Annotated in this window: 12 protein-coding genes; 8 read left to right on the forward strand and 4 right to left on the reverse strand. The window is 37.9% G+C overall.

Annotated features, from left to right (window positions below):
• Positions 1-40 precede the first annotated feature (40 nt).
• From BM179_RS03295 to BM179_RS03310, 4 genes are all read right to left on the reverse strand, one after another.
• Entirely contained in the window at positions 41-646 is a 606-nt protein-coding gene (locus tag BM179_RS03295) for a DUF4230 domain-containing protein (RefSeq protein WP_092012188.1), read from the reverse strand.
• A gap of 141 nt (positions 647-787) precedes the next feature.
• Positions 788-2,065, reverse strand: a complete 1,278-nt coding sequence (gene hemA, locus BM179_RS03300; protein ID WP_092012191.1) for a glutamyl-tRNA reductase — start codon at positions 2,063-2,065, stop codon at positions 788-790.
• A gap of 293 nt (positions 2,066-2,358) precedes the next feature.
• Complete coding sequence (locus BM179_RS03305; RefSeq protein ID WP_092012194.1) at positions 2,359-3,192, reverse strand: group I truncated hemoglobin; 834 nt, start codon at positions 3,190-3,192, stop codon at positions 2,359-2,361.
• 160 nt (positions 3,193-3,352) lie between these two features.
• Positions 3,353-3,781, reverse strand: coding sequence for a hypothetical protein (locus tag BM179_RS03310; protein ID WP_092012196.1), 429 nt, complete (start codon positions 3,779-3,781; stop codon positions 3,353-3,355).
• Between the two features lie 368 nt (positions 3,782-4,149).
• Between BM179_RS03310 and BM179_RS03315 the strand changes: the two genes are divergently transcribed.
• From BM179_RS03315 to rbp, 8 genes are all read left to right on the forward strand, one after another.
• Positions 4,150-4,968 carry a crotonase/enoyl-CoA hydratase family protein gene (locus tag BM179_RS03315; RefSeq protein WP_092012199.1) on the forward strand — a complete coding sequence of 273 codons (819 nt, stop codon included), beginning with the start codon at positions 4,150-4,152 and terminating at the stop codon, positions 4,966-4,968.
• A gap of 150 nt (positions 4,969-5,118) precedes the next feature.
• Entirely contained in the window at positions 5,119-6,111 is a 993-nt protein-coding gene (locus tag BM179_RS03320; RefSeq protein WP_092012202.1) for a YheT family hydrolase, read from the forward strand.
• A gap of 192 nt (positions 6,112-6,303) precedes the next feature.
• A complete protein-coding gene (gene serA, locus BM179_RS03325; protein WP_092012206.1) occupies positions 6,304-8,214 on the forward strand; it encodes a phosphoglycerate dehydrogenase in 1,911 nt (636 codons plus the stop codon).
• A gap of 69 nt (positions 8,215-8,283) precedes the next feature.
• Positions 8,284-9,441 carry an AAA family ATPase gene (locus BM179_RS03330; protein WP_092012210.1) on the forward strand — a complete coding sequence of 386 codons (1,158 nt, stop codon included), beginning with the start codon at positions 8,284-8,286 and terminating at the stop codon, positions 9,439-9,441.
• Positions 9,405-10,079: a DUF4276 family protein gene (locus tag BM179_RS03335; protein WP_143095142.1), complete on the forward strand. Its 675-nt coding sequence runs from the start codon at positions 9,405-9,407 to the stop codon at positions 10,077-10,079. The genes BM179_RS03330 and BM179_RS03335 overlap by 37 nt, the downstream gene beginning before the upstream one ends.
• Positions 10,072-11,151: an aminotransferase class V-fold PLP-dependent enzyme gene (locus BM179_RS03340; RefSeq protein WP_092012215.1), complete on the forward strand. Its 1,080-nt coding sequence runs from the start codon at positions 10,072-10,074 to the stop codon at positions 11,149-11,151. The genes BM179_RS03335 and BM179_RS03340 overlap by 8 nt, the downstream gene beginning before the upstream one ends.
• A gap of 102 nt (positions 11,152-11,253) precedes the next feature.
• Positions 11,254-12,252 carry a Gfo/Idh/MocA family protein gene (locus tag BM179_RS03345; protein WP_092012218.1) on the forward strand — a complete coding sequence of 333 codons (999 nt, stop codon included), beginning with the start codon at positions 11,254-11,256 and terminating at the stop codon, positions 12,250-12,252.
• Positions 12,253-12,329: 77 nt separating this feature from the next.
• The gene (gene rbp, locus BM179_RS03350) at positions 12,330-12,656 is read left to right on the forward strand and encodes an RNA-binding regulator (protein ID WP_092012221.1); all 327 of its coding nucleotides are present in this window, start codon (positions 12,330-12,332) and stop codon (positions 12,654-12,656) included.
• Positions 12,657-12,688: the final 32 nt, after the last annotated feature.

Consider the following 12,688-nt stretch of genomic DNA (forward strand, 5'->3'; position numbering starts at 1 on the left):
TCAGATCCGGATATAAGGTCTGACGTATGAGAAAGCATACTTATTTTAAAATCCTTTTCGTCGTTTGCAACTGATAGCGTAATAAGATCTTTTTACCGGAAACTTCCTCCAGAAAAGGCTTTAGGATTTTATCTGCATTTTCTTTCGTTTGTTCTACAATTCCGGCCTCGTAAGCAGATTGCTGAATTTGGGTTTCTGCTTGTTTAAAGGCCTGATCTACCAGTTTAGCTTCTTCCAGAAGTGCAAACTGGGTATCATAGACTTTTGATTTGCTATGATCTATTTTATAAGTACAGATTTCCGGATCCGGCAGGTGGACAACCAGGGTGTCATGACTGGTACTTAAATCGGCCATGCTGACTTTCGTCAGGTCGAGACAGCCAATGGCTTCTCCTTCCACGATTAGAATGGCTTTAGCGTCTGGCAAAAATTGCTTGTGAATCCTGCTTTCCACGACGTCTTTAAATCTGTAATTGACTAATTCCAATTTCCCCATAGCCGTAATTTTCTGAATGACTAAATGATGAGTCACTTCCAGGTCATCACCGGCAAAGGGGTTTTTGAAATCTTTGAATTTTTCCCAGATCCATATTGCTGAGACAATAATGAACAGGATCGGGAGTAAACGGATAACAGTTTTTAACATTTCTACAATGGTTTTCCGGGGCAATTTAGGGAAATTCCCGAAAGAATCAGCTTATTCTGCCCTTCATATCATTTTCAGTAAAAAGCAAAGAGCCTGCAAATTTTTAAACTTGCAGGCTCTTTTATATCAATATGGCCGAAATTAATGGCCGTGACTTTCTACAGTAATTTTCTCTAAATCAAACAATTCATTCAGTACATCCACCAGTTGTTCTGCCTCGCCGCGTTTGCAGGCAGCTTTTAACTGGATAACAGGCAGCTTAAGGAATTTTTGAACGATTCCCATGGTAATTTTCTCAATTTTCTCCGATTCCTCGGTACTCATTCCTTTGAGATGTCTTGATAACTCTTCCTTACGAATTTGTTCAAGCGCATTTTTCAGTTTGTTGATAGTCGGAGAAACAACCATTTCTTTAGACCAGTCATCAAAACCTGTAATGGCTTCGGCAATAATTTCTTTTACGTGAGGTATCGCACGAAGGCGTTGCTGTAAAGCTTCATCTGCTCTCTGACGAAGGGTATCAATATTATATACTAAAACACCAGGTAAATCTTCCAGGGTATCTTCAACACTTCTCGGTACAGAAAGGTCAATGAAATATTTGAAAGTAAGAACCTCCATTTTTGAAACCAGTTCTTTTGTAATAACAGGTTTATCCATCATTACAGAAGAAATAATTACGTCTGCTTTGGCAATTTCTTCTTCCAGATTTTCGAAATCAGCTACTCTGAAATTGTGTCCGGCAGCGATTTTGTCTGATTTGGCACGGGTACGATTGGTAATTGTAATGTCTGCAAATTCCTTATCTGCCAGATTTTTACAAACATCAGCCCCGATTTCACCTAAACCGATAATGAGGACTTTCGGCTGAGTCATTTTCTGAGTCAATTCTTCAGTCAGTGCAACAGTGGCATAAGAAACTGAAGCAGCACCATCACGGAAAGAAGTTTCCTGAGCTACTTTTTTATTGGCAAAGAAAATGGTATGCATCAGACGGTGTAAGAATGGACCAGCCATGTCTATATCCGCCGACCATTGGTAAGCATGTTTGATCTGATTTGGAATCTGTAAATCTCCTACAACTTTTGAATGTAGTCCAGTGGCTACTTCAAAGAGATGTTTTACAGCTTCTTCCTGACTTTGGAATATCTCAAAATAAGACAGGTAATCCTCTGTATTGGTAATTCCTTTTTGAATTAAAAGGGATTTGATTATGTCGCCTGAATAATTCTTGTCTGAAATATAATAGATCTCGGTACGGTTGCAGGTTGATACAATCAGACTTTCCTGTATGCCAAATAAGTCCTTAAGCATCAAGGCAAAGTTTTTACTTTCACCTTCGTTAAGTGCAACTTGTTCCCTCACTGAAAGCGGGGCAGATTTATATGATAGACTGAACGCTTTAAATTGATTTTGCATCTTCTCGATACTATATAGATTCACAAAATTACGACACGATTCATTAATAAAATACACAAATTCCGAAAGAAAAATTTATTTAGAACTTGTATAAATAATAACTAATTTTCTGACTATGATTTCCGGGAAAAATTAAATTGTTAAGAAGAAATACTTAATCGCAAAAATAGGTATTATTCAAGCCTTATAAACTGACTTTTGTCATGTTAACAACTGATTTAGAGAAGCAAAATTTTCAGGAAATTCGGGGATTTATGTAGAAAATCCCCGAAAAGTAATTCCAAACCACTAAACTATTGTCCTACAATATCTCCTTTCAAACCACCCAAAGCTGTAAGCAGCTGGATTTTGGTTCTTGATTCAACATTGTATTTTATCAAAGATGCCTGTAAGTCTGATACCAGTGCATTGAACTGAGCCTCATTGATATTCATACCTTTATGAGCAGTTTTCATATCCTTACCGGTGTATTTTTCAGTACCACCTGTAGCCATACCAACCTGATTGATCAGATTATTTCTTAGTCTGGTCAGACGGGCAGGATCAGCTACTGCTGCGGCAAAGAATGAATTAATGCGGTTATCGGCTGCCACTTTTCCTAAAAAGTCATCAATTACAGTACTGATACCTGCATTTCCACCCAAACGGACATAAAGTGTAGTCGGGCCTTCAACGATATCTCCTTTCAAACCTGCCAAAGCGGTAAGAAGTTCTGTTTTATCAGCGGCCGCTACATTAAATTTATCAAGAGAAGCACTCAGATCTGCTACTAATGCATTGAAATCTGCCTCTTCAATCCCCATTCCTTTGTGAGCCGTTTTCATGTCTTTTCCGGTGTATTTTTCCATACCACCAGTAGCCATACCAACCTGATTAATCAGATTGTTTCTCAATCTTGTCAGACGTGCCGGATCTGCAGCTGCATCAGCGAAGAAAGCGTTGATTTTAGTGTCGGCAGCGACATTTGCTATAAACTGATCAATAACGGCCGAAATGGCTGCATTTCCCCCTAATCTGTCGTAGAGCGATTTCGTCGGGGTCACTACAGGGTCATCTTTTTTGCAAGATGAAAGCAAACAAGTACCCATCAGCAGGGCTAAGCCCAAGCTTTGCAATGATTTTTTCATGTGTTTAAAAGTTTACTGGTTTAAGCAAAAGTCAGATAAATCCGCAATATCCGTCTTTCGCAAAATGATTGATTTTTAAAGAACGCGGACAAAATTTAAGTTAAAGGTTAAAGTGTGGGTATTGCGGTTCAATTTCAAAAAGGGGGTTACCGACAAGGGGCTAACGGAAACAGAGAGAAGATTTAAGATTTGTAAAAAAATCCAGATACTCAGCAGGAACAGGACATTGAGGGCCATCATATTTATCGAATTCTACTTTTTTGGCTATATAGTTTTTGGCTTCAACAATAGACTTTAAGACATTTTCAGAAGTTTCATCTCCATGATAAGTGACACTTATTGTACTGCCAATGCGATTGATTGTGCAGGCAGTTACACCTTTCTGGGCTGTAAGCTGACCAGAAATCGAAGCACTGTCTTCTGCCGAAATTGTCTTATTGATGTTAAAAACAGAAAGGTTGATCGGCTTTAGATTTAACCTTTGAGAAAGTGGAGGCTCCTCCCAATTCGCCCAAACAACGAGGCCAGCAAATATGACCAGGCAAATCGTCAATAAAACCTTTGAGGTTTTCAGGAAAAAAGTTTTCATGGTATAAATTTTAAAAAAGAATGAGTGCTTTTCTTTCGGTTGCACATATCTACGGGGATTCGTGATGCTTGGATTTAGGAAATTTCTTTTTTTTGAAGAAAGCCCGGAGACTAATACCAAAAACAGCCTTCCCGTAAAATTCAGCCGAGCGTTTAAAATATGGTTTAATAATTGAATTCAATGGATGAAGGTGGCTGTAAATGCCTGATAAAGAGTAGATAATAAGACGAAGAAACGCCGTATTCTGAGTCTATGGTATGATTTCAGAAGGAGAAATAATATTTTTTTGCTAATTATATTTTGATAAGATTTTTTGGAATAAAATTGATAAATTTGTCAAAATGGTATGCGTGCATAATAAAAAGGCTATGAAAGATTTTAAAAATATTTTATTAACTCAGGAAGATAAAGTGGCTATCCTGAAAATTAACCGGCCTGAGAAAGCCAATGCGCTGGACGTTCTGACCTGGCAGGAATTGAAAGAGGCTATGGAATGCTGTGCTGAGACACCCGGCATAAGAGCAATTGTCCTTGCAGGAGAAGGGGAAAAGTTATTTTCTGCCGGAATAGATCTCAGTGTATTAATGAGCCTGAAAGTGACAGCTGAGAATGAATGTGAGGGAAGAACGAGAGAAAATATCAGGAATTTTATCCTTCAATACCATCAGATTATCAATTTACTGGAGACCTGCCGGAAACCCGTTCTGGCTGCTGTTCACGGAGCCTGCATTGGCGCCGGACTGGATTTAATCTGTGCTGCAGATATGCGTTATTGCACGAGTGATGCATATTTCTGTATCAAGGAAATTGATATGGGAATGGTTGCTGACTTTGGTACTTTACAGCGTTTGCCTAAACTGATCAGCGATGGACTTTGCAGAGAACTGGCTTACACCGGAAGAAAGATGTATGCAGAAGAAGCTGAAAAGAGCGGATTAGTTAATAAGGTTTTTCAGGATAAAAACATGCTTTTGGAAGAAGTACTGAAAATAGCGCGGAATATAGCTGAAAAGTCGCCATTATCTGTTCGCGGAACGAAGGAAAATATCCTGTACGCCAGGGATCACAGTGTGGCAGATGGTTTGAATTTTGTAGCAACCTGGAACGCAGGTATGATTCTTTCAAATGATCTTAATGAAGCCCTCAAAGCCCAGATGGCTAAAACCGTGCCTCAATTCAAAGATTAGGATGCAGAAAATCCCCGTACGGTTTTAGCTATCAAAAGAACTGACAATTTTCAATATTGTATTTTGTAAAGATAATATATTGATTATAGTTGTTTTTGCTCTATTTTTCAAAGACAAAGGTTAAATTTATACTTTGAATAGCTGAAACAAATGCCATTTATTCGACAGTCAGATTATCAGCCGCCCCGTTGGTTACCCAATGGGCATTTGCAAACCATCTATCCTTCCGTTTTTCGCAAGGTAGAAGGTGTTGTGTATGAACGCGAAAGAATTGATACGAATGATGGTGATTTTCTTGATCTTGACTGGTCTTTTTCAAAATATGATTTTCCGAAAGGACCGGGTAAGAAGAAATTACCACTGGTTGTGCTAAGTCATGGATTGGAAGGAGATACAACCCGTCAATATATCATTGGCATGGTCAAATTGTTCAACTCGAACGGTTTTGACTGTCTTGCCTGGAATTTCAGAAGCTGTTCTGGAGAAATCAACAAAACTTTAAGATTCTATCATAGCGGCGCTACGGATGATTTGCAGACCGTACTCAATGTGGCGTTGTCAAAAGGCTATGAAGAAATATATTTAATCGGGTTTAGCCTCGGTGGCAACCTGACATTGAAATACCTTGGGGAATCAGGTGAAAACCTTTATCCTGAAATTAAGAAAGCAATTGCTTTTTCTGTACCTTTGCATCTTTCCAGCGGAAGCAGTAAGATGGAAGGGTGGGAGGATTGGATTTATACCACTCGTTTTAACCGTTCTCTGAAAAAGAAAATTCTGGAGAAAGCCCGATATTACCCGGACCAAATAAACACTTCAAACCTCTCTAAAGTGAAAACATTGAGAGACTTCGATAATTATTACACTTCACAGCTGCACGGCTTTAAAGATGCCGAGGACTATTATGCAAAAAATAGTTCGATTAATTTTATAGAAAATATTTCAGTACCTACATTGATTGTTAATGCGCAGAATGACCCGTTTCTCTCAAAGAAATGTTATCCTTTTGAATTAACGGAACGTTTGGAAAATGTCCATTTTTTTGCTCCGGAAGAAGGAGGCCATTGCGGATTTTATCAGTCAGGTTACAATGGGGTGCTATGGTCGGAGATGAAAGCACTTGAATGGATAACCCGATCCTGAACTATAACCTTAAAAAACATTGGAAATTTGAATCTTTCGAAACAACAGATAGTTACACCTATATGGCTATCGGTTGATTTTATTCAAAGATTTTCCGGATTGTTTTCGCAAAAAATAATAAGCGTTTTAATAAAATATACCAGCTGAAAAGCAAGCATTTTTTCATTCGATTACGGCTAATATACTAATATGATGTTGACAAAAACCCAGGAACAAATCTTTTTTGTAATTGATTTCGATAGCACTTTCACGAAAGTGGAAGGCTTGGACGAACTTGCTGCCATTGCTTTGGCAGGGAATAAAGACAAGGATAAAATAGTTTCAGAAATAAAATCTATCACAGACAGAGGAATGCTGGGAGAGATTGGCTTTGCAGAGTCTTTAAAGGCAAGGGTAAATCTTTTACCGGCAAACAGAGAGCATGTTGATATATTGGTAGATTTTTTGATGGGGAAAATTTCAGATTCTTTCCAGAGAAACAGAGATTTTATTACCCAGAATCAGGAAAATATTCTGATCGTTTCGAGCGGTTTTAAAGATTTTATTGTTCCTGTAGCAGTTTCTATGGGAGTTAAGGAAGAGAATGTGTATGCCAATACTTTCAGGTATGACGCAGAAGGCAACATTACCGGATATGATGAAAGTAACCTGCTTTCTCAGGATAAAGGAAAGGTGAAATTGCTTCAGCAACTGAATCTTGACGGAGATGTATTCGCCATCGGGGATGGTTACACAGATTATGAGTTAAGAGAGTCTGGTCTGGCAAATAAATTCTTTGCGTTTACTGAAAATGTTGAACGTCAGAAGGTTGTGGAAAAGGCAGATGAAGTTGTAGCTTCTTTAGACGAATTTTTATACATCAATGGATTAAGCCGTTCTCAGTCTTATCCAAAATCGAAGATTAAGGTTCTTTTACTGGAAAATGTTCACCCTAAGGCTGTTGCATCCTTTAAATCGGAAGGTTTTCAGGTAGAATTGCTGAAAGGAGCATTGGACGAAGAAGAACTGATTGAAAAGATTAAAGGCGTTTCTATTCTGGGCCTTCGTTCGAAAACAAATCTTACCAAGAAAGTTTTAGAGCATCCGAATGCCAGTCGTTTGATGGCAGTCGGAGCATTTTGTATCGGAACCAATCAGATTAATCTTGATGAATGTGAGCGCAGGGGTATTGCTGTATTTAATGCACCTTATTCAAATACACGTTCTGTCGTAGAAATGGCTATCGGGGAAATGATTATCCTTACCCGTGATATCATGACGAAATCGAATAAAATGCATGAGGGTATCTGGGATAAATCAGCTAAAAACTCTTACGAAATCAGAGGTAAGAAATTAGGATTGGTTGGATACGGAAGCATTGGTACTCAGATTTCCGTAATTGCAGAAGCGATGGGTATGGAGGTTTATTTCTATGATGCTGTAGATAAACTTGCACTCGGAAATGCAAAAAAATGTAAATCTCTTGAAGAATTATTTGGCGTGGCGGATTTCATTTCACTACACGTAGATGGCCGTAAATCTAATGCCAATATGATCGGTGAGAAAGAGTTTGCGATGATGAAGGACAATGTGATTTTCATAAACCTTTCACGCGGACACGTGGTTGAAATTCCGGCATTGGTAAAAGCATTGAAATCAGGGAAAGTCTGGGGAGCTGCTATTGATGTATTTCCTTATGAGCCAAAAACCAATGATGAGGAATTTGTCAATGAATTGAGAGGTTTGCCAAGAGTAATTTTAACTCCGCATGTTGGCGGTTCAACAGAAGAAGCTCAGGCGAATATCGGTGAATTTGTACCAAGTAAATTGTTGCAATTCATGAATAACGGAAGTACTTACGGTTCAGTGAATTTCCCTGAATTGCAGTTGCCGGCTTTGGAAGGAGCACATCGTTTATTGCATATTCACCAGAACGTGCCGGGTATTCTGGCTAAAATCAACGGAATTTTTGCGAAACACAATGTCAATATCAAAGGTCAGTATCTGAAAACAACCAATGAGATCGGTTATGTAATTACAGATGTGGCGAAAGAATATTCTGATGAAATTGTGGAAGAATTAAAAGGTATAGACAATACGATTAAGTTCAGATTGTTGTATTAAGATTATCAAAACAGTTTATATTTGTGCCACGGATGTGGCACAAATAGTTTATAGCCCTTTGGTTTATATATGATTAAGAAAATAACAATTCAAAACTTCTTTAGCTTTGGTTCAGAGCAGACAATAGAATTGAATTCTGACACGAATGTTCTGGTAGGAATTAATGGAACAGGGAAGTCAAATTTCATAAAAGCTATCCGTTTTCTGCAACAAGGAATAAAAGGGAATTTTGGTAAATTATTTTCTGAAAAATGGGGAGGCTTTTCAGGAGCATCAAACTTCATTAATCCTGAGGCTAATGAAATTAAACTGAGTTTTTATTTTGATGCAAAGGAAGTCGGTAGGGCAGCAAAAGTTGCAAATTTCGACGGTGTTATATCAGAAATTGAAATTATTTATCAAATAAGAATCGTTAAAAATGGATTAGTCGATTATCAGTTATATGAAGAAGTAATCGAAGGAAATACTAAAATAGATCTGGATGAAAAGTTAGGTCTTCCAGATAACGGAAGAAAAGAATTAAGATTAGCTTGGGCAGGAAGTGTTTTAGGAAGGCCGCTTAGCTTATTTTTACTTTATAAATCAATAGAGCAAATTTCAATCTATGATTATTTTGATACCTCATTCGAAAGTGAAATAAGACAACTTTCTCCTTATTTTTCCGAAGAGAAGCTGCTTTCAGATGGCAGAAATCTTACCGCTTTATTGAGTCATCTCAGTGGTAATTCGATTAAGGTTTATGACAGAATAAAAGAAGAAATTTTGAATATCAACCCGAATTTTAAGGACTTGATATTTACTACTCCGATAGCAGGGAAGAGCCTGCTATCACTGAAAGAGTCTAATCTGGATAAAGCTATTACGATTGAGCATATTTCAGATGGTACTTTAAAGTATTTACTTCTGTTATCAATCTTTTATAATCCCAATCGTGGAAGTGTAATTTGTATTGATGAACCGGAAAACGGGTTGCATCCGGATATGATAAATGGTATTGCGAGGGGGATAAAATATGCGGCCCAAAATGGTACCCAAATGATAATAGCTACCCATTCTCCTTTATTACTTAATTCTTTTGAATTGGAAGATTTAAAGATTTTCGAAAAAGACCAGAAGAATCAAACTGTTGTAAAAGTAAAATCGGAAGAAGATTTTCCTGATTGGGAAGGAGAATTTCTGGCTGGTCAAATGTGGTTGAGAGGCCAGATTGGAGGCACAAGATGGTAGAAGTCAGTATTTTATTAGAAGGGGGAGTAAATGTTGAAAGTAATGCTAATGCCGATACATTCGATAATAGTGAGAGATTAAGAGAAAGTTTTCAGAGATTGCTGTCGTCAGGATTAAGGGAAAATGAAGAAATTAAAATCAGAGTTGATACAAAAGGGTCATATACTTCAGTTTTAAAACTGAAAAGCCATTTGTCTTCGACTACACTTGCGCTTTTAGATTTAGATGCTGATGCTTCTCATCGTGAAAGGAGAATAGAACAATATGGTCTGTCAGGATACGAAGAATTTGTATTTTTTATGATACAAGCCATGGAAAGCTGGATTTTGTCACAGCCGGAGGCTATAGAGAAAACATTTGAAGATTTTACCAGAATAGAACAATCTCCTCTTGCGGATGATCCAATAATAAAGGGCATTAATTGTGAGTCAATCGAAAAACCTGACAAAAAATTAAACACTCTTTTATCGAAATACTTTCAACGTGAAAAGGGAGGAAGGATAAAGCCGTTGAAGTATGGAAAACTAAATAACTCATATTCACTTATAGAAAAACTGGATATAGACCTTTTAAAGGGTCGTTTTCAGGATGTTGATAATTTATTAAACAAGATTAAAGCTTTAACATTAGATGCGTAAAACATATTTTACCCCCGGGCCGGCAGAATTGTACCCTTCAGTTGAAAAGCATTATCAGGATGCTTTTAATTTACAACTTGGATCCATTTCGCACCGGTCTGCACAATTTCGTAAGATTTATCAGCATACTGCCGAGCAATTGCGGACTTTATTGAATATCCCTGAATCTCATGGGATTTTCTTTACCGGATCCGCCACCGAAATATGGGAACGTGTGATCCAGAATACAGTGGAACATGAAAGTTTTCATTTGGTAAATGGCTCATTCTCAAAGAAATTTTATGATTTCTCCAATGAGTTGCACAAGTTTGCCCATAAAATGGAGAAACCTTTCGGAGAAGGATTTGACTATGCCGAAATAACAGTACCTGAATATTCGGAGTTGATTTGTACTACAGCTAATGAAACTGCTTCAGGTGTTCAGATGCGTCCGGCTGAAATTCATAAACTGAAGAGAAGCAATAAGGATAAATTTGTAGTGGTTGATATGGTTTCCTCAGCGCCTTATCCCGACTTTGATTTTAATACAATCGACAGTGCCTTATTTTCTGTACAGAAATCATTTGGTATGCCTGCCGGATTAGGTGTCTGGATAGCCAATCCGAAAATGCTGGAAAAATCACTCCGCATGAAAACTCATGAGGCTACGATCGGTACATATCATTCTTTGCCAACACTCTGGAAGAATTTCGAGAAATATGAAACACCGGAAACACCGAATGTGCTGGCAATTTATGTCCTGGGGAAAGTTGCTGAAGATATGAATAAAACGGGCATTGAAACTATTCGCAAAGAGACAGAGAAGAAAGCCAAATTGTTGTATGACTTTGCCGAAAAGAGTAGTTTAGTGGATATTTTTGTGAAAAACCCGGATCACAGATCTCAGACCGTTGTAGTGTTGAATACGCATAAACCTGCTTCGGAGATTATTGAAACAGTTAAAAATGCTTCTGACCTGGTAATTGGTTCCGGTTATGGGGATTTCAAGGCTTCTCAGATCAGAATTGCCAATTTCCCGGCCGTAAATATCGAACAAGTGGAAGCATTGATTGCTGAAATGAAGAAGATTTAGACCTGAAATGGCTTTAATATTGACCCGAATGGTATTTATCCTTTCGGGTCTTTGTTTTTATCCTTAATTTTGAAAATTATCGCTCAAACCAATTTGACTATCATGAATGAGAATATTACCCGTTGGGGCATTATCGGTTGCGGAAGAATTGCCAATAAATTTGCCAGTGACCTGAAATTTGTTTCAGATGGCAGACTTAATGCAGTTGCTTCGAGGGACTTATCAAAATCTCAGGCATTTGCCCAACATCATGACTGTCCCAATGCTTTTGGTAGTTATCAGGAAATGCTTGAAAGTGGTCTGATCGATGTCGTATATATAGCAGTTCCTCATACTTTCCATTGTGAGCTTGCCATTATGTGTCTGGAAGCGGGTATTCCGGTATTGTGTGAAAAAGCTTTTGCAGTTAATGCTGGTCAGGTGGAAAGAATGATTCAGACTTCCAGAAATAAGGAGGTCTTTCTGATGGAAGCAATCTGGACAAGGTTTATTCCTGCGATTAATAAAATAATGGAGCTAATAGAAGCCAGGGAGATAGGAGATATCAGACATATCACTGCCGATTTTGGTTTTTTATCGGAATTTGACCCGAATAGCAGATTATATAATCCGGATTTAACGGGAGGTTCTTTGATGGATATTGGCATTTATCCATTATTTATCAGCAAATTGTTACTCGGAAACCCGGATGCTATTAAAGCTGTGGGAGTTTTAGCTCCAACCGGAGTAGATGTGAATTGTTCTGTCGTGATGTCTTATCCGGATGGTGCAAATGCTACACTTTACTCTACCTTGTCGGCAAAAACAGATACTTCCTGCACAATTTTCGGAACAAAAGGGAAGATTTATATCCCGGGGCGTTTTATTGAGGCAAAGGAATTTACACTTCAATTGGATGGCCAGGAGCCGGAAACGATTGCTTGTGAAAGAAAAGGGCTTGGCTATTGTTATGAAGCGGAAGAAGTACAAAGATGTATGGCGGAAGGCAGGATAGAAAGTAATCATTTACCACTTCAGTTTAGTCAGGAATTGATGGAACAAATGGATGAAATCAGAAGACAGATTGGAGTGGTGTATCCGATTGAAAAAGATATTGAATAATATATGACAGAACGTATTTTCGGGAATACGTTCTTGTTAAAATACAAGATAAGAGTTTACAGAAAAACTAAGATACCATGGATATTTATGTAGGAAGTATTCCTTTTAAATTAAAGGAAACGGAATTAAAAGCAATTTTTGAAAAATACGGAGAGGTGACTTCTGCAAAAATTATTATTGATAAAATCACCAGACAAAACAAAGGATTTGCTTTTGTGGAAATGCCTGATGAGGAGGAAGCAAAAGCTGCCATCGAAGCCCTTGACGGTTCAGAGTTGGAAGGACGGGTAATAAATGTATCCAAATCTTCTCCGGTAAAGGCCGGAAGTCTTGACAAGCCTAAAAAGAAGTTTTTCAAAAAAGATGAAGGAAAAGGATCTTTTAAAGGGAGTAAAAAGTTTTAAAAAACCTCAAAAAGCCTTTAACTAAGGTATTA

The organism is Pseudarcicella hirudinis (assembly GCF_900115665.1).
In the GTDB taxonomy this organism is placed as follows: Bacteria; Bacteroidota; Bacteroidia; order Cytophagales; family Spirosomataceae; genus Pseudarcicella; species Pseudarcicella hirudinis.